At 71.0% G+C, this 17,456-nt stretch carries 10 protein-coding genes and 1 pseudogene; 6 read left to right on the plus strand and 5 right to left on the minus strand.

Features of this window, described 5'->3' with window-relative positions:
* Positions 1-6 precede the first annotated feature (6 nt).
* Together ACFVFQ_RS07450 and ACFVFQ_RS07455 are read right to left on the minus strand one after the other, a co-directional pair.
* Entirely contained in the window at positions 7-4,542 is a 4,536-nt protein-coding gene (locus tag ACFVFQ_RS07450) for an amino acid adenylation domain-containing protein (protein WP_383410306.1), read from the minus strand.
* A 35-nt stretch (positions 4,543-4,577) separates the two neighbouring features.
* Positions 4,578-8,771, minus strand: coding sequence for an amino acid adenylation domain-containing protein (locus tag ACFVFQ_RS07455; RefSeq protein ID WP_383410309.1), 4,194 nt, complete (start codon positions 8,769-8,771; stop codon positions 4,578-4,580).
* A gap of 378 nt (positions 8,772-9,149) precedes the next feature.
* On the opposite strand from ACFVFQ_RS07455, the gene ACFVFQ_RS07460 reads away from it, so the two are divergent.
* The 3 genes from ACFVFQ_RS07460 to ACFVFQ_RS07470 all read left to right on the plus strand — a co-directional run bounded on the left by ACFVFQ_RS07460 (position 9,150) and on the right by ACFVFQ_RS07470 (position 14,043).
* The gene (locus tag ACFVFQ_RS07460; protein ID WP_383410312.1) at positions 9,150-11,759 is read left to right on the plus strand and encodes a LuxR C-terminal-related transcriptional regulator; all 2,610 of its coding nucleotides are present in this window, start codon (positions 9,150-9,152) and stop codon (positions 11,757-11,759) included.
* Positions 11,760-11,911: 152 nt separating this feature from the next.
* Positions 11,912-12,832: an NAD(P)/FAD-dependent oxidoreductase gene (locus ACFVFQ_RS07465; protein WP_383410315.1), complete on the plus strand. Its 921-nt coding sequence runs from the start codon at positions 11,912-11,914 to the stop codon at positions 12,830-12,832.
* A complete protein-coding gene (locus tag ACFVFQ_RS07470) occupies positions 12,829-14,043 on the plus strand; it encodes an MFS transporter (RefSeq protein ID WP_383410318.1) in 1,215 nt (404 codons plus the stop codon). The genes ACFVFQ_RS07465 and ACFVFQ_RS07470 overlap by 4 nt, the downstream gene beginning before the upstream one ends.
* 79 nt (positions 14,044-14,122) lie before the next feature.
* Here the strand turns inward: ACFVFQ_RS07470 and ACFVFQ_RS07475 are convergent, their stop codons facing one another.
* The gene (locus tag ACFVFQ_RS07475; protein ID WP_383410325.1) at positions 14,123-14,896 is read right to left on the minus strand and encodes a CPBP family intramembrane glutamic endopeptidase; all 774 of its coding nucleotides are present in this window, start codon (positions 14,894-14,896) and stop codon (positions 14,123-14,125) included.
* A gap of 138 nt (positions 14,897-15,034) precedes the next feature.
* Between ACFVFQ_RS07475 and ACFVFQ_RS07480 the strand changes: the two are divergent.
* A pseudogene (locus tag ACFVFQ_RS07480) lies at positions 15,035-15,241 on the plus strand (VOC family protein); the annotation flags it as partial.
* A 426-nt stretch (positions 15,242-15,667) separates the two neighbouring features.
* On the opposite strand, the gene ACFVFQ_RS07485 reads toward ACFVFQ_RS07480, so the two are convergent.
* Both ACFVFQ_RS07485 and ACFVFQ_RS07490 read right to left on the minus strand, forming a co-directional pair.
* A complete protein-coding gene (locus tag ACFVFQ_RS07485; protein ID WP_383410329.1) occupies positions 15,668-15,895 on the minus strand; it encodes a hypothetical protein in 228 nt (75 codons plus the stop codon).
* Between the two features lie 91 nt (positions 15,896-15,986).
* The gene (locus ACFVFQ_RS07490) at positions 15,987-16,202 is read right to left on the minus strand and encodes a hypothetical protein (RefSeq protein ID WP_383410332.1); all 216 of its coding nucleotides are present in this window, start codon (positions 16,200-16,202) and stop codon (positions 15,987-15,989) included.
* 111 nt (positions 16,203-16,313) lie between these two features.
* Here ACFVFQ_RS07490 and ACFVFQ_RS07495 point away from each other — a divergent pair, with 111 nt between their 5' ends.
* Both ACFVFQ_RS07495 and ACFVFQ_RS07500 read left to right on the plus strand, forming a co-directional pair.
* The gene (locus tag ACFVFQ_RS07495) at positions 16,314-17,144 is read left to right on the plus strand and encodes a helix-turn-helix transcriptional regulator (RefSeq protein ID WP_383410335.1); all 831 of its coding nucleotides are present in this window, start codon (positions 16,314-16,316) and stop codon (positions 17,142-17,144) included.
* Positions 17,141-17,341, plus strand: coding sequence for a DUF397 domain-containing protein (locus tag ACFVFQ_RS07500; RefSeq protein WP_383410338.1), 201 nt, complete (start codon positions 17,141-17,143; stop codon positions 17,339-17,341). Before ACFVFQ_RS07495 ends, ACFVFQ_RS07500 begins: the two co-directional genes overlap by 4 nt.
* The last annotated feature ends 115 nt before the right edge of the window (positions 17,342-17,456 follow it).

The following is a 17,456-nucleotide window of genomic DNA, read 5'->3' on the forward strand; positions in this document are numbered from 1 at the left end:
GGTCGTTCAGGCCCCCTTCTCGTCGTCCAGGGCTTCGGCGAGTTCGGCGATGGTCGGTGCGCCGAAGAGGCGCGCAAGGCCCTGCTCCGCGTCGTCCTGGAGGCCGAACTCCTGGCGCAGGCGTTCCAGGATGCGGATGGCGTGCAACGAGTCGCCGCCCAGGTCGAAGAAGTCGTCGTCGACGCCGAAGTCGTCCCGCTCCAGCGCCTCGCACCAGATGCCGTGGACGGTCTCCTCGGTGGGAGTGCGGGGCATGGTGCGCTCGCGTGCGCCCTCCCCCTCCCAGGGCAGCGGCAGCGCGTGCAGGTCGACCTTGCCGTTGGGGGTGAGCGGAAGCCGGTCGAGGGTGACGTAGTGGTGCGGCACCATGTACTCGGGCAGCACGGCCTCGATCCGGGACCGCAGTTGGGCCGGGTCCGGGCCGGCCCGCCGGCCGGTGGCCCGGGCGAGCAGCACATGCTGCGCCATGGCACCGGTGACCGGGCCGTCCGCCGGGAGCGCGGCGAAGCCCTCGAAACCCGCCGAGCGCAGCGCCGTCCGCCACTCCTGGACGCCGAGCAGCGGCAGCTCGCGGCCCTGGTGCGCGAAGCCCTCGATGAAGCCGACGGTGATCATCTGGATCGGCGAGTTCTCGGTGCCCTCCACCAGGAGCAGCAGGCCACCGGGGGCGAGGGCGTCCCGCAGGCCCTCCAGCGTCCGGTGCAGGTCCTTGGCGTCGTGCAGGACGTTGGCGGCGATGATGCAGTCGGCCGAGCCGGGGGCGAGGGTGTGCGGGCCGGCGTCGTCGAGGTCGCAGACGCCGTAGTCGACGAACGGGTAGGCGGTGAAGCGCCGTTCGGCGCGCCGGACGAAGTAGGTGGAGATGTCGGTGAAGCGGTAGCGGACCCCGTCGGCGGGGAGTTGGGGCAGGACGGCGGCCGTGGTGGCGCCCGTTCCCGCGCCGACCTCCAGGAAGCGCACCGGTTCCGCGGTCGACCCGTCCGTGAACTGCCGGGCCACCTGCCCGGCCACCCGGTTCTGCAGCGCCGACACCGGATTGCGGGCGTAGAGCATGTCGGTGACCTCGGAACTGCCGCCGGGGAGCAGCAGCTCCAGCGGGTTCGACCGCCCGAGCAACAACTCGACCTGTCGGTCCGCGCAGTGGGCGACGTAGTCGACGAAGACCCGGTACGCGTCGCCGCCCTGGATCGCGGCGAGGCCGGAGCGGACCCGCTCGTCCGCCGCCTCGGCGTCGAGGGGCGCCACGCACTGGTAGCGCCCCTCCCCCGCGGCCTTGAGCCGTCCGGCCCCCGCCAGCAGCGCGAGCCACTGCCGGACCAGCCCGACGTAGCGGTCCTTGATGCCGTGCGCCGCGACGATGGTCTCGGCGCTCGCCTCCTCGCCCGGCGAGGTGAAGGTGTCCAGCCTTGCCAGGGTGCGCTCCATGACGTCCGGACACAGGTCTTCGAGCACCTGCCAGACGTGGGTGAACGCCCCCAGTTCCTCGGCGAGTTCGGCGCCGGCGGTGCGGCACTCCCGCTCCCCCGCCGCCACGAGCCGCTGCCAGCCCTCGGTGGCGCCCTCCTCGTTGCCCGTTTCACCAGCGGCCTCGCCGTCCGGCACGGTGTACGCGACGAGCTGCTTGCGGCCGCCGTGCGGACCGTCCGCCACCGTGACCAGCGCCTGACCGATCCCGGCCTGCCGCTCCAGCGCGGCGGTGATCTCGCCCAGCTCGATCCGGTAGCCGTTGATCTTGACCTGGTGGTCCTCGCGCCCGAGGAACTCGATGTCGCCACCCGGGAGATACCGCCCGAGGTCACCGGTGCGGTACAGCCGCTCCCCGGTGACGGGGTGGGTGACGAACCGCTCGGCCGTCTTGTCCGGGTCGGCCCAGTACCCCAGCGCGACGCCCTTCCCGCCGATGTGGATCTCCCCGGTCGACCACACCGGGCACGGCCGCAGGGCGGCGTCGAGGACCTGCATGGTCTGGTTGGCCAGCGGCTTGCCGTACGGGATCCGCGACCAGTGCGGGGGCACCTCGGCGATCGGGTAGTGCACCGACCAGATGGAGGCTTCGGTCGCCCCGCCGAGGCTGATCACCGCCGTCTTCGGACATCGGGCGCGCAGCGCGTCGGGCAGCGTCACCGGGATCCAGTCCCCGCTGAGCAGCGCCAGGCGCAGCTGCTCGCCGCCGGCCTGGGCGCTGCCGTCCGTGGCGTCCAACCACGCCTGCATCAGGGCGGGTACGGAGTTCCAGACGGTGACCCGGTGCGCGGCCATCAGCTCCGACCAGTGTGCGGGGTCGCGTTGCCGGCCCGGCGTCGGCAGGACGATCCGGCCGCCGGCCGCCAGCGGGCCGAAGACGTCGTACACCGACAGGTCGAAGCTGAGCGCGGAGAGGCCGAGCACGCTGTCCTGCGGGCCGATGCCGAAGCGGTCGTTGATGTCCTGGACGGTGTTGGCGGCGCCGCGGTGGTCGATCATGACGCCCTTGGGCCGGCCGGTGGAGCCGGAGGTGAAGATCACGTACGCCAGGTCCTCGGGCGCCGGGCCGGAACCCGGGGGTTCGGTGGCGGCGGCGGTGACCTGCGGGTCGTCGAGGGTCACCAGGCGGGTGCCGGCGGGCCAGGTCAGCTCGGAGCGCAGCCGCGCGGAGGTGACGACGGTGTGCACCCGGCCCTGGTCGAGCAGGTCGTCCCGGCGGGCCGCGGGCCACTGCGGGTCGATCGGCAGGTAGGCGGCGCCGGCGAGGTTGACGCCCAGGACCGCGGCCACCTGCTCCCAGCCCTTGTCCAACACCACGGCGGTCAGGGTGTTGCGCAGCGGGCGCCCGTCCTCGGCCAGACAGCGCGCCAGTTGGGCCGCGCGCCCGGTCACGTCCCGGTAGGAGTGCTCCCCCGCCCCGTCGACCACCGCCACCGCGTCCGGGGTGCGGCCCGCCTGCGCCAACACCAGTCCGCAGAGGGTCCGTTCGGGGATGTCCTGACCGGTGGCGTTGGCCGCGCGGCGCTCGGCCCGCTGCCAGTCCGGCAGCTCCACCCCGGCCCGGTCGTCGCCCCAGTACGCCTCGTCGTCGATCAGCCGGTCCAGGAGCCCGCGGTACACCGCGAACATGTCGTCAAGCATCCGGTCCGGGAAGAGCGCCTCGACGGCGTCCCAGTGGAATACCAGGTCGCCGTGGTCCTCCATCACCTGGTGGTCCAACCAGACCTGGGGCGTCTGGCTGATGCCGTGGACGATGTCGCCGATGAAGTCCCGCGCACCGGCCAGGCTTCCCTCCCGGCCCACGCCCAGCGCGCTGGTGAAGACGATCGGCATCGCCGCGGCCGGCCCGCTGCCCACCCTCCGGGCGCGTTCCCGCAGGGCGCGGATGCCGCTGAATTCGAGGTGCTCCAGGTCCTCCATCAGCTGACGGGTCAACTGCTGGGTGCGCTCGGCGAAGGAGCTCGTGGGCGACGGCTGCACGGCGAGCAGATTGAGGGTGGTGAAGTCCCCGACGACCTGGTCGATCTCCCCGTGGACCGGTGCCCGGTCGAACAGGGTCAGATTGAGCGTGAAGTGCGGCTGCCGCGACCACACCCCGAGCACGTCGCTGAAGGCCGACATCAGGACCGACGACGGCGTCACGCCGTGCTGCCGCGCCCGCTCCTTCAACCGCTCCCAACGCCCCTTCTCCACCACGCCGGTGCGCCGGGTGAAGTCGGGGCGCTCCAACTGGGCCGGCTGGAGCGCCAACGGGAGCGCGGGCGCCGGCGGCAGCGCCTCCAGTCGCTCGGTCCAGTACTGCTCGGCCTTCTTGTAGCGCGTGCTGGATCGGCGCTCCTCCTCGGCCAGGACGCAGTCCCGGTAGGACAGCGTCAACGGCTTGGGGGACCAGTCGGGCTCCTCGTAGAACCGCCGCCAGTCCGCGAACAGCAGGTTCACGCTCCAGGCGTCAACGATCAGGAAGTCGAGGCTGAAGTGCACGCGCAGCCGGTCGCCCGCCAGTTGGGAGGCGCGGATCTCGAACAGCGGCCACTGGTCGGCGGGGATCACCTGCGCCGCCAGCTCCGCCCGGGTCCCCTCGATGGCCGAGGCCCGCTGCTCCTCGGTCATCCCGCGCAGGTCCTGGGCGGCGATCTCGTACGGCGGGACCTCGGGCAGGATGCGCTGCCGGCCGTCCGGGTCGATCACGGCCCGGAGCATGTCGTGCCGGTCGATGACCTTGCGCAGGCTGTCGGCGAGGCGGTCCAGGTCGAGCCCGCCGCCTTCGAGTTCGAGGTAGAGGTGGGTGGACACCCCGCCGAGTTCCACGGCGGGACTGCGCCCGACCCAGTACGCGTGCTGGATGTCGGTGAGGGGGAACGGTTGGTTCCGTGCGGCCGGCTGCGGGGTGATCTGCGGAAGGGCCTCGTCGTCCGTGTGTCGGCCGAGGTCGGCGATGAGCTCGTCGCGGTGCCGGGTGAGCGCCTCGCGCAACTCTGCGGTCAGCGCTCCGGCCGGTGCGACGACGTCGAGGTGGCCGTCGGTCAGCCGCAACCGGATGCCCCGCCGGCGCAGTTCGAGCAGCAGGTCCTGGTTCATCGGGTACGTCTCCTGCCTGAGGTGTACGGGTGGGGTCACCGGGCGGAACGGTCGCCGGCCGGCAGCCGGCCGAACTCCACTGCCACGGCCGCGACCTGGGGTTCCATGAGGAGGGTGTGGTGGGTGCCGGGCAGCGTGGTGGCGCGCACGGTGCCGCGGGTGTGCGCGGCCCAGCCCCAGTCGGTGTCCCGGCCGCGGGGGTGGTCGGCGAACTCGCTCACCCTGCCGTCCCGGGCGCGCAGCACGGTGAGGTCCGCGGCGATGACGGGCGGTTCGTAGGCGTTGCAAGCCAGCACGACGCTGCGGAACACCGCGAAGGCGTCGGCCAGTTGGGCGGCGTCGAGGCCGTCGGCCGGCACGCCCTGTTCGCGGGCCAGGTCGAGTGCCGCGTCCAGGCGCTCCGCCTCCGGCATCCGGGCCAGCCGGGCGGCGTCCTGCGCGCCGATCGCGGAGGGGTCGAAGCCGATGCCGGTGTCCTCGATGAACCACAGCAGAAGCGCCGTCTCGTCGATCGCGCCGTTGTGCTCGCGGGTGGGGGCAGGCGAGTCGAGCACGACGACGTGTGCGACCGTCTCGCCCCGGGCCTCCAACTGGCGGGCCGCCTCGAAGGCGAGGACCGCCCCCGACGACCAGCCGGCCAGGACGTACGGTCCGTGCGGCCGGGCATCGAGCAGCGCCTGGACGTAGCGCTCCGCGAACTCCTCCACCGATGCCGGTAGTTGCCCGCCCAGCGCCGGGTCCGGGGCCTGGAGGGCGTACGACGGTCGGGGGAGCTGGTCGGCCAGCAGGCGGTAGCACAGCACCTGCCCGCCGGAGGGGTGCACGAAGACGACCGGGGTGCCCTCGCCCTCCTCCTTCAGCGTCACCAGCGGTGTCCAGTCGTCGGCCGGCTCCCGCAGGCGCTCCGCCAGGTCGGCGACGGTCCCGCCCCTGAGCAGTGCGCTGAGCGGGAGCCGCTGCCCGAACCGCTGGGCGATCTTCGCGATGACGCGGAGCGCGGCGAACGACTGCCCACCCAGGGCGAAGAAGTCGTCGTGCACGCCCACGCGTTCGACGCCGAGCACCGTCCGCCAGATGTCCACCAGGGCGGACTCCAACGGGGTGCGCGGGGCGGTGTACGGGCGCTTTCGGTCCGGGGCGGCGGATCCCAGCACCGCGAGCGCCCGGCTGTCGACCTTTCCGTTGGCGGTGAGCGGCAGCCGGTCGAGGACGGTCACCGAGGCGGGCAGCAGATAGGACGGCAGCCGCTCGGCCAGGAAGGCGCGCAGCTCCTCGGCGTCGGGCGCGGGCCGGTCGTCCAACGCGACGGCGAAGGCGACCAGTTGCTTCCCGGAGGCCGAGTCCCGGACGACGACCGAGGCGCGCCGCACGTCGGGGTGGGCGGCCAGGGCGTGCTCGATCTCGCCGGGTTCGACGCGGAAGCCCTGGATCTTCACCTGGAAGTCGGCCCGGCCGAGGAACTCGATGTCCCCACCGGGCAGATAGCGGCCCCGGTCGCCGGTGCGGTACAGCCGTTCCCCGGTCACGGGATGGGAGAGGAAGGCGGCGGCGGTCTTCTCCGGGTCGTTCCAGTACCCCAACGCCAGCCCCGCGCCGCCGATGTAGAGGTCCCCGGCGACCCAGTCCGGGGCGTCGTTCCCGTTGGCGTCCAGGACGTGCCAGGTCTGGTTGGCCAGCGGCCGTCCGTACGGGATGCTCGGCCACTGCGGGTCCACGTGGTCGATGGGGTGGCAGATCGACCAGATGGACGCCTCGGTCGCGCCGCCGAGGCTGACGACGGTGGCGTGCGGGGCGATGTCCCGGATGCGCCCCGGCAGGTCGACGGGGATCCAGTCGCCGCTGAGCAGGACGGTGCGCAGGGACGGCAGGCGGACCCCGGTCGACTGGGCCTCCTCGGCGAGGAGTTGCATCAGGGCGGGCACGGAGTTCCACACCGTGACGCCGTGCGCGCGGATCAGCTCGATCCAGGCCGCGGGGTCCTGGGTCGTGGCGGGGTCGGGCAGGACCAGGGTCGCGCCCGCGTCGAAGGCCCCGAACACGTCGTAGACGGACAGGTCGAAGCAGAGCGACGAGACGCCCAACAACACGTCGTCGGGGCCGATGCCGAAGCGCCGGTTGATCTCGCCGATGGTGTTCAGCGGGCCGCGGTGGTTGAGCATCGCGCCCTTGGGCCGCCCGGTCGAACCGGACGTGTAGATCACGTACGCCAGGTCGTCCGACGTCCGCGGGGCGGCCGGTGGCGCGGCCGGTTCCTCGACGGCGGGTTCGTCGACCACCAACACCCGGGCCTCGGTCAGGCCCCGCAACCGGTCGCGTTCGGCGCGCACCGTGAGCACCACACCGGCACCGGCGTCCTGCAACAGCTGCCGCAGCCGGTCGTCCGGCCAACCGGGGTCGAGGGGGACGTAGGCCGCGCCAGTGGCCATGATTCCGGCCACGGCGACGATCTGCCCGGACCCCTTGGGCATGACGACGGCGACCAGGGTGTGGGGCTCGGCGCCCGCGGCCCGCACCCGCCCGGCGAGGCGTTCCGCCTCCGCGTGCACCTCCGCGTACGACAGGGCCCCCTCCGCCGAGACGACCGCCGGCTGATCGGCACGGTCCGCCGCCCGCTCGGCCAGGGCGTCGTGCAGTAGCCGCGCGGACGTCGCACCGACCGGGCTGTTGAGCGCTTCCCGCCGGCGCCGCTGCTCGTCCGGCAGCCCCACGAGCGCCGACCGCTCCCAGGCGGCGTCCTGTTCCGCCAACGCCTCCAGCACGGCCCGGAATCCGGCGTGCATCGCCGTGATCAGGCCGTCGGGGAACATCGACTCGATCAGGTCCCAGGCCACCCAGAGGCTTCCGTCGTGCTGCTCCCAGAACTGGCAGTCGAGCACCACCTGCGGGGTCTCCAGCGTGCTGAAAACGGGACGGTCCATGCGTCCCATGTAGAGCCCGCTGGTGACGACGAACGGACACGGTGCGCGCCCCGGGGTGCCCCGCACCTGATTGAGTCCCTGGAGTACCTTCACCCCGCTCCAGTACGTGTGCTCCATGTCGGACATCACCTGGCCCTGGAGCCGCCGGGCGCGCTCCGCGAACGGCTCGTCCGCGCGCCAGTCGACCTCCAGGGGGTACAGCGAGGCGAAGTTCCCCACCACCTCCCCGATTTGGGGGTGCAGCGGCATGCGGTGGGTGACCATGTTGTTCAGCAGGAAGTGCCGGGAACCGCCCCACTGGGCGAGGACCTCCGCGTAGGCCGCGTACAGCACGTTGGACGGGGTGAGGCCGCGGCGTTCGGCCCGCTGCTGGAGCGCCTGCCACAGGTCCGCGGGGAACACCGTCTCCCGCCGGCTGAGGCGGGAGCGCTGACGTGAGTCGGCCCCGACGGCCAGCGGGACGGCCGGTGCGTCGGGCCAGTCGGCGATCCGGTCCATCCAGTACTTGCGCGACGCCTCGCCGAGCGGTGACTCCTCCAGCTCCGCCAGTGCGCGGACGCAGTCGCGGAAGCTCAACTCCAGCTCGGGCAGCGGCTCGTCCGGGTGGTGGTAGTGATGCAGCACGCTCTCCAGGAACTTGTTGCTGCCGATGCCGTCGCTGAAGAAGTTGTTGTTGTTGTAGTGGAACCGCGCCCCGCCGCCCGGATGGAGACTGATCTCCGCCTCGAACCAGGGCCAGCGGTCCAGCGGCAGTTCCCGCCGCTGCATGGCCTCCCGGATACCGGCGATCGCCTCGTCGATCTCCGGACCGGACCGAGCCCGCAGATCGTGGACCTTCACCTCGACGGGGACGAACTCCCGTACCGCCTGCAGCTGTACGTCCTCGGTGAGCACCACCAGGTTGTCCCGCTGCCGCGCCAGGCTGCGGTTGAGCGCCGCCTCGAAGCGGGCCGGGTCGAGTGAATTGAATTCCACTTCCATGTACTGGTGCGGCCGTACCGGATATTCGATTCCGTCCTGGCTGCCCATCAGGAATGAGGTCTGCAGGTCCGAGAGTGGAAAGGGTTCCCGGGCCCCGGCCGCATCGGGCGTGAGGGTGGGGAGTTCCACCGGAGTCGTCTCCGTGGCCGCCGTCCGCAGCAGTTCGTCAATCAGCTCGGCCTTGTGCCGTGCCAGCCGCGTACGCAGTTCGGCGGAGATCCGGCCTTTGGGCGCGCTGACTTCGAGTTGCCGGTCTTCGACGACCCGCAACTTGATGCCCAGCTGCGCTAGTTCGGCGAGTAAGGACGGCAGCAGTCCGGTGTCGGTCACGCATTCCTCCGACGACGAGGAGAGATGAAGGGGGAGGTGGGATCGCCTGGGTCGATCCTGGTTATGGCGCCTGCTCGGCAGCCTAAGCTCGGACCGGATCGGATCGTCGTCCGTAATCGGTACGTACTCGCTTACGCAATCACCGCCGACGCCTACGGCGACGCTCCCGAACGCCCTCAGTAAGTAAGCGTTTTACGGGCCACGACCGCGGCTCCCGCCGGCCGACGGCGCTGCGGCGCACCACGCCTACCGGCCACAACGCGGCCAAGCCCGGCGAATCCGCCCAACCCCGAAGAGACCCGCCCGGGCGCGGAGAGCGGCCCGGTCGCGCCCGACGGTGCGGGTTACCCCGAACAGGGAGTCGGGTAGATACGCGCCATGCGCGAACGATGTTGGGCAATAGGACGTTCCGAGGAAATAGACCAAGTAGTCCAGGCGGTACGCAAGCGGTCAACTCCCCTGGCGGTTATCACCGGAAGGCCGGGGGTCGGCAGGTCACGGGCCCTGGAGGAAAGCCTTCGCTTTCTCGCCTCCGAAGGTCACCCCACCCTGCACATATGTGGCACCTCGACCCTCACGCAAGTACCTTTCGGGCCACTGTTACGGGAATTCCCGCCAGGCATTGAGGAGAACTCCGTACCGGTAATTCTCCAGAAGATGCGCCGGCACTTCGGCACCAGCGGCCCGACCGGACGCCATCTCGTGCTGGCAGTTGACGATGCGCATCTGCTCGATGCGGAGTCCGTCGCCCTGCTCACCCTGCTCGCCGCGGAGGGAAAAGCCGGAATCGCGGTGACCATGCCGAGCACCTGCGACCAAGAGGAACTCCTCGCACCGCTGTGGAAGGACTACGGCGCCCACTGGGTGGAGCTGCATCCGCTGGCCGCGGGGGCCACTGCGGAGATGGCACACGCCTTGCTGGAAGGGCCCATTGACGGCGCGCTCGCCATGGAGCTCCACCGGCTCTCCGGCGGCCTCCCCCTCTGGCTGCGCGAACTCATCCGCTCCGCCCACGACGAGAACGCCCTGACCCGCGCCGACGGCGGCCTGTGGCACCTCGCCACCCCTCAACTCCCCCTGTCCACACGGCTCCTCAAACTGGCCCGGATGCGCCTGCCGCACTGCTCCCCGAGGGCCCGCCAGGCCGCCGAACTCGTCGCCCTGGCGGACAACCACCTGATGCTCTCCTGGCTTCAGGCCCTGGTGGACACCGAGGACATCGCGCACGCCGAGGCCGCGGGCCTGTTACGGATCAGCGGCTCCGAGGAACCGGTGGTGACCCTGCATGACCCCGTCATGGGGATGCTGCTCCGACACGATCTGCCGCTGGTGGCCGCCAGGGAGGCGTACGGCCGGCTCGCCGACGCGGCCACCTCCACCGGACTGCTCGCCGAGGCCGACCTGCTCCGGGCCGCCCGATGGCAACAGGAGGCCGGCAGCAAGCGCCCGCTCGACATGCTCGTCGGCGCGGCCGCGGCGGCCGCCCGCAGCGGCCGCCACCACCTCGCCCTCGACCTGGCCCACGAGGCGGGCGTGGACGCCGCCGACGCATCGAGCGAACTCCTCCACCTCGCCACCGCCGCCGCCTTCTGGTCCGGAGACCCCCAACGCGCCAAGAACTACGCCCTACGCCTCCACCCCGCAGGCCAGGACGGCACCGAAGCCCCCACACCCCGGTCACCGAGCCGGGCGACCACCAACGACGCACCGCTCACCGTCAGCGCCAGCGCCTCCGCCCAGGCGGAGAACGCCCTCGTCGACCTCACCCACCACACCGGCCCCACCAGCCCACTGAGCGAATCGGCGGTGGCGTTGCGCGCCCTCTCCCACCTCGAAACCGGCGATGTGACCCTCGCGTTGCACCTGATGAAGCAGCAGGGCGAGGGCCAACGACAGCAGGGCGAAGCCCTCATCGGGGCCCGCATCACCGCGCTCTACACCGCGGGCCGCCCGTTGGACGCCCTGGCCCTCGACGAGCGAACTCCCCGCCGCGACGCGGACTTTGACCGCTACCGCATCGGCCTCGACACCTCCTCGCTCGCGCTGGCACTGTGCTACGCCGGCGACCGGGAGCGCGCCGTGGAGCTGGTACGGACCGGCTACGCCCGGGCGGCCGACGACGGCGCCGACCTCAGCCGGGCGGTGTGGGCACACACCGAAGGGCATCTGAGCCTGGTCCTCGGCGACCACGAGAACGCGGTCCGCTCCCTGCTCGAAGCGTTCGAGCTGCCGCGCCGACTGGGCACCGCGTTCTGCCCGGAGATCGTCGCCGGCTGCCTGGGACGACTGGCCCGCGCCCAACTCGGCGCGGGCGACGCGGAGGGCGCCGCGCGGACCCTGGCGCGCCCCGAAGCCTCCTGGCCGACGGCGCCCGTGGCCAGCGTGGAGATCGCCCGGGCCTGGCTCTCGGCCGTCGAGGGCGAACACCAGGCCGCGCAGGAGCGCTTGTGGCGCACCGCCGCGTTCAACCGGGCCTCCGGCGCCCTGCTGCTGAGCGCCACCGCACTGCTCGAACTCGCCCGGATGGGAGTGGCCTCCCAGGTGGCCGCGCCACTGGCCGAGATCTCCCGGCTCGCCCAGGGCCCGGTCATCAGGGCCTGGTCCTGCACCGCAGCCGCACTGGCCGACCCGGACTCGGAGCAACGCTCCTCCTGCGCGGCCGAGTTGAACCGACTCGGCTTCCACCGGCTCGCGGCCGACATCGAGGAGACCGCACACACCCTCGACCGAGCGGCGACCGACGCGGTGCTACCGGCCAAGGAGCGGGCCTGCCGAGCCGCGCAGCTCCTCCAGCGGCTCACGCAACGCGAATGGGAGATCGGCCGCCTGGTCAGCGAGGGGTTCTCCTCCGCGGCGGTCGCCGCCCGGCTGCATCTGTCCCGGCGGACCGTCGAATCCCATCTCCAGCGCGCCTACCACAAGTTGGGCGTGCACTCCCGCCGGGAGCTGGCCGTACTGATCACGGGCGACTACGCACCCGCGAGCTGACCGCTCCCCCGGGCCGGCACCCGCTCCCCGCCGGCATTCCGTCCAGTGAAACCTCCTTGCGCACTCTACTTAGCCGTCACTAAGTTTAGTCACGACTAAGTACGTCGACCCCGCGGTCGACCGACCCGCGCCTGCGCACACTGGAGGTTGCTGTGCTGGATGCCATCGTCATCGGTGCCGGCCCGGGAGGGCTACAGACCGCCCTCACCCTGGGCCGCTCCCGACGCTCCGTGCTCCTGCTGGACGGCGGCCCGGGCAGGAACGAACCGGCGCACGAGGTGCACAACTTCCTCAGCCGCGAGGGCACTCCACCGGAGGACTTACGCGCCATCGGCCTGCGGGAACTCGCGGCGTACCCGACCGTCGAGGTCCGCCCCGCCGAGGCCGTCGCGGCAATCAGCCAGGAAGGCGGCTACACCGTCCGCCTCTCGGACGGCACCGCCGAGAGCGCCCGACGCCTGGTCCTGGCCACCGGGGTCGTCGACGTCCTGCCCGACATCGAGGGCCTGGGCCCCCTCTGGGGCCGCACCGCCGTGCACTGCCCGTACTGCCACGGCTGGGAGGTCCGCGACCGCCCCTTCGCCGTCCTCGCCATGCGCCCCCAGGACGCCTACTTCGCCGCGCACCTGACGCGCTGGAGCCCCGACGTCGTGCTCTGCCTCAACGGCAAGGACGAACTCCCCGACGACCAGAGCGCGTTGCTCGCCTCCCTCAACGTCCGGGTCCGCCCCGAACCCATCGCCCGCCTGGAGGGCAAGGGCAGCGAACTCCAGCGCATCGCCTTCGCCTCCGGCCCACCCCTGGACCGCGGCGCCCTCTTCCTCAAACCACCCACGCAACAGCGCAGCGACCTTCCCCGCCTGCTGGGCTGCGAGATCCTCGACGACGACTCCGTACGGGTCGACAACTTCGCCCGCACCTCCATCCCCGGCGTCTACGCCGTCGGAGACATGGCCCGCCGCCCGGAGATCCCCATCGCCACCCCCCAAGTCGCCCTCGCCGCCGCCGAAGGCGCCACCGCCGCCGTCGCCATCGACACCGAACTGGTCTACGGAAAGCTGCCGTGGGAATGAGCAACACCGCACCACAGACCAAGGCCGGCGCCATGCCGCCCTGGCTGATCGTCCTGCTCGCCAGCACCTTCGTCTTCGGCACCGGCGACTACGTCGTCGCCGGCATCCTCCCCGAAACCGCCAAGGGGCTCGCGGTCAGCGAGGCGGTCGCCGGCCAACTGGTCAGCGTCTTCTCCATCGTCTACGCCCTCTCCGCCCCCGTCCTCGGCATCGCCACAGGCAAACTCCCGAGAAAGACCCTCATCACATCCGGCCTGGCGGTCTTCGCCCTCGCCAACTTCCTCTGCGCCACCGCCTCTTCCTACGGCCCGCTGCTGATCTGGCGCGTCCTGGCGGCACTGGCCGCCGGCACCGCCACGCCCGCCGCCCTGGCCGCCGCGGGCACCCTGGCCCCACCCGAGCGCAGAGGCCGAGCCCTGGCCGCCGTCTCCGCCGGACTCACCGCCTCCCTCATCGCCGGAGTACCCGTCGGCACCTGGATCGGCGGCGCCTACGGCTGGCGAGCCACCTTCACCTTCGTGGGCGCCGTCTCGCTCCTCGTCCTCGCAGCCGCCCTGGTCTTCCTCCCCTCGGTCCCCGCCACCGCGACCGACTCCTCCGCCGGACAACGACTGGGCGGCCTCGCCCGACTCCCCCTCGTCGCCGGCCTCTTGGGCACCGCGGTCGCCACCAGCGGCGGCCTGATGTTCTACACCTACATCGCCCCGGCAGCACGGGAAGCCGCCGGCGCCACCTCGGGCGTACTGGCCGTCATCATCGCCGTCGCCGGCGTCGCCGGACTCGTCGGCCCGCTCATCGGCGGCAAGTTCACCGATTCCAATGGGCCGCGCCCCACCATGACCACGGCGTTCGCCGGCTGCTCCCTGGTGCTGTTCGCCTTCGCGGGCGCGATCGCCTGGGGACACACCCCCGCCGTACTGTTCTGCGCCCTCGGCGCCGCCTGGGCCATCACCTCCTGGGGCGCCTATCCCCCCACCCAACTCCGCCTGCTGACCCTCGCGGGCGACTCCGGAAACGAGGCCATGGCCCTCTACAGCAGCGCGATCTACCTGGGCACGGCAATCGGCGGAGCCGGCGGCGGCGCCCTCCTCACCGGCTTCGGCGTCTTCGCCCTCCCCCTCGTCGGCGCAGTCCTCCAACTGCTCGCGCTAGCCCTCTATCTGCTCGGGTACCGCCCCCGGTTCACCACCTCACCGGCGGCCCAAACCTGAGCACCAAGGGCCGGGCAACCTCGGGGGAGCTGCCCGGCCCTTCTCCTTCTTCTTACTTCTTCGCACCGGCTCCGGGCGCTTACGGGCGGTCGCCCGGCGAGCCGATCGGCGTCCGCGCGCTCCACACGAGGGCCACGGTCGTGGCCGTGGCGGCGGTGACGAGGCCGAACGCAACGGCAGCGGCGGGGCGTTGGGGGTAACCGGGAGACACCGACTGGGCGACGTTGATCAGGGTGTGGATGACGACCGCCGTGAGCACGGCTCGGCCAGTGCGGTGGAACAGCCAGACCATGAGAACCCGAAGCGCCACTGTGCTCAGGCACTGACCCACAATCCACCCCACGGCGCGGCCCCCCTGCGCATATCCCACAACGTGCCACACCGCCCACACCACCCCCAGGACCACAGCGCCCCCGAGAACTCCCCACCGGTGTTGCAGGGGCCTCAGGGCATAGCCCATCCACCCCGCCTCCTCGCAGAGCGCGGCGACGGCATACACGGCGAAGAGCACGGGGACCGCCGCGAGCGGCTCATGCGGCCCGTCGAGCGGCACACCGGCCAGCGGTAACAACCCGTACGACAGCAGCATCGTGGCAGGCACCAGCAAGACGACGGGAACCCACCAGGCCCGCTGCCCACGACGGGGGACGGAGAACACCCTCCTCAACAGCGCCGCCACCCCGCGCAACCCTTCCTCCCGACAACTGCAAACCGACGCCACGACGAACGGCAGGACGAACTGGAAGGCGCTCACCGGCATGCCCATGGGCAGCAAGCCGGGCCCCTGGAAGACGGCCCCGGCTATCCAGAACGGCAGGGACAACGCGAACAACAGCACAAAGAACCTGGTCATGACTCCGGATCATCTCAAGGGCGTAGCCCGGTCGCGGACTGCGAATTTGCCCACGCCGTAAGGGACTTCGGTTCACAAGCCAGCCGCGAGCGAACCAAGCCTGCGGGCATCGCGGAGCGGGTGCATAGGATCGTCGGCATGGCACTGCGACCAGTTCAGGTGAACATCAAGGCCCTCGACGCCTCGGCGGTCGGTCGGTTCTGGGCGGAGGCGCTCGGTTGGAGTGCCTACAGTCCCGGCGTGACCACCTACGTCGGCCCCGCCGGGGGTCTCGTTTGGCCGGACCCGGTCGCCGTCTGCGTCGACGTCGCCCCCGTGCCGTGGACGGTCCTCGCCGATCCGAACACGCCGGACTACGAATTCTACGGGTCTGCCCTGGTCAGCGCATAGAGAAGCCCCGCCACACACCACCACGGGGCAGTGCACGACGGGGCCGGTGTCGCACCTCTCACCACTTGATGCCGGACAGCAGGACCATCCCGCCAACCCACAAGCCCAGCAGAACGACACAGGCCGCTACTACGAGGCCAGCCGAGAGAACACGCTCTTCTGCCTCCTGCTGGTTTCGCTTCTCCACCGGCGCCTCATGTGCCTAAGCGTCGCACCTGGGACACCCGCTGACCTTGTGCTCCGGCTCGCTCATACCGCCCCCTCTCCGTGCAGAGCTGGCACGGGAACGGACACGTAGCAACGGGCGCTCCCTTGGCCTTGGGGACGAACGTGACGCCCGGCAGCACGTAGCCCTCCGGCTCGCCGCAAAGCTCTCTGGACTCAGCCATAGCACCTTGCCCTGAGCTGGTGTCGCCACATCTCCTCGCTGGCAACAGCAGCCGCCGCGTAGTCGTTGCGGGCACGCGCCTGTTGACGCTTCTCCGCCCAGGACCCGCACTTGTTGCAGCCCGCGTTGGGGCTCGGGTTCAGCCCGGCGAGTTCGCGCAGCGTTACGGGCTCTTCCTGGGCGCGGAACTCATCAGGGACGTAGTCGGCCACCGCTACCACGTCCGCTTCGTGTTCTTGCCGCTGTCGGTGGTCTTCGACGACTGCCTGTTCTTCTCGGCGTTCTTCTTACCCACGTCCTCGGTACTGCCGCTCACTGCTGCCCCTCCTCGACGATCTCGCACAGCAACTCCGCCTGCTCCAGGTCGAACAGGGGCGGGGCCACCACGTCCACCAACTCACCGCTGCGGGTGCCGATGGTGGCGATCAAGGGCGGGTCAACGAGGATGCCAGCGGCCTTGAGGGCGTCGTGAAGACGCTTGCACAGCCCTTCGACCGTCAGCCGGGCCGGTTCGGGGGTCGCACGCACGGATGCCTCCTTGGCTCTCAGTAGCCATTCCGCTACCGGGTTGCCTCAGCGTGGATTACAGTCGGTGCACCCATCAACTAGGGAAACCTGATTGCTGAGTTGAGGCTGACCATGGTGAACCGCAAGGAGTTGGCCCCCGAAGCATCACCCGCTGCCCGCTTCGGGGAACGATTGCGCAGGTTACGAGACGAACGGGGCTGGACGCAGGACGAATTGGGTGAGCGTATCGGGTGCACCGGGGCGCATGTCTCTGCCGTCGAAACTGGGCGGAGGCCACCAACTCAACGGTTTGCGGTAGGCGCCGACAAGGCTCTTGGGACCGGCGACTTGTTCGAGCGCGAGTGGCGCGAGATCAAGCACGGCAGCCTGTTGGAGGGGTTCCCGGAGTACCTCAGGCACGAGAGCCAGGCCGCGGAGATCCGACTCTTTGAAATGGGCGTAATCCCCGGCCCGCTTCAGACACGGGAGTACGCGGAAGCTCTGGAGGCCGTCAACGTGCAGCGGGGGGATCTCACTGCCGATCAGGCCGCAGAGCGGGTGGACTTCTTGATAGAGCGGCAAACAGCGCTCGTCCGCCCCCAGGCTCCATTGGTGATTGTGGTACTGGACGAGAGCTGCATCCGACGGCCGGTCGGAGGCCCCGCAGTCATGGAGCGCCAGTTGGCCCGTCTGATCGCGTTCGCCGAGGAACCGAACACGTCGCTACAGGTGGCTCCGTTCACCATGGGTGAGCGACAGCCGTTCCGCAGGGTGGTGCACCTGCTCACGCTGGCGGACCGGTCCGTGGTCTCCTACGTCGAGTCGCAAACTCAAGGACACCTAGACCGCGAACTCGCCTCCGTGGTGCCGCTGGTGAGGGCCTACCATCAGCTACAGACCGAAGCGCTCTCCCAAGCGGATTCCGTTGCCATGATCGAGCAGGCACGAAAGGGCACCCCGTGACAACCGAACCCCTCAACTGGATCAAGTCCTCCTACAGCGGTGGCAACGGTGGCACCTGCGTCGAATGGGCGCCGGAGCACGCAGTGGCCACGGGCGAGGTCCTGGTCCGTGACAGCAAGGACCCGAACGGCCCGCAGCTCACGCTGACCCCCTCGGCGTTCGCAGGGCTCGTCGCCTTCGCCAAGTCGCAGGGCTGACCAGCCTCACCACACACCCCTCCTGCCCCCGCCGCACTGAGTGGCGGGGGCAGAAGCATCTTGAACACCGAAGACCCCCGACAACCACCCCACAGCGGGACAGCCATCGGGGCCA

This window comes from Streptomyces sp. NPDC057743 (assembly GCF_042798755.1).
Classification (GTDB): domain Bacteria; phylum Actinomycetota; class Actinomycetes; order Streptomycetales; family Streptomycetaceae; genus Streptomyces.

Excerpts from the sequence above, each read along its gene's own strand:
- ACFVFQ_RS07460 (WP_383410312.1), top strand. The coding sequence starts at position 9,150 with ATGCGCGAACGATGTTGGGCAATAGGACGTTCCGAGGAAATAGACCAA.
- ACFVFQ_RS07450 (WP_383410306.1), bottom strand. The coding sequence starts at position 4,542 with ATGAACCAGGACCTGCTGCTCGAACTGCGCCGGCGGGGCATCCGGTTG.
- ACFVFQ_RS07470 (WP_383410318.1), top strand. The coding sequence starts at position 12,829 with ATGAGCAACACCGCACCACAGACCAAGGCCGGCGCCATGCCGCCCTGG.
- ACFVFQ_RS07495 (WP_383410335.1), top strand. The coding sequence starts at position 16,314 with ATGGTGAACCGCAAGGAGTTGGCCCCCGAAGCATCACCCGCTGCCCGC.
- ACFVFQ_RS07475 (WP_383410325.1), bottom strand. The coding sequence starts at position 14,896 with ATGACCAGGTTCTTTGTGCTGTTGTTCGCGTTGTCCCTGCCGTTCTGG.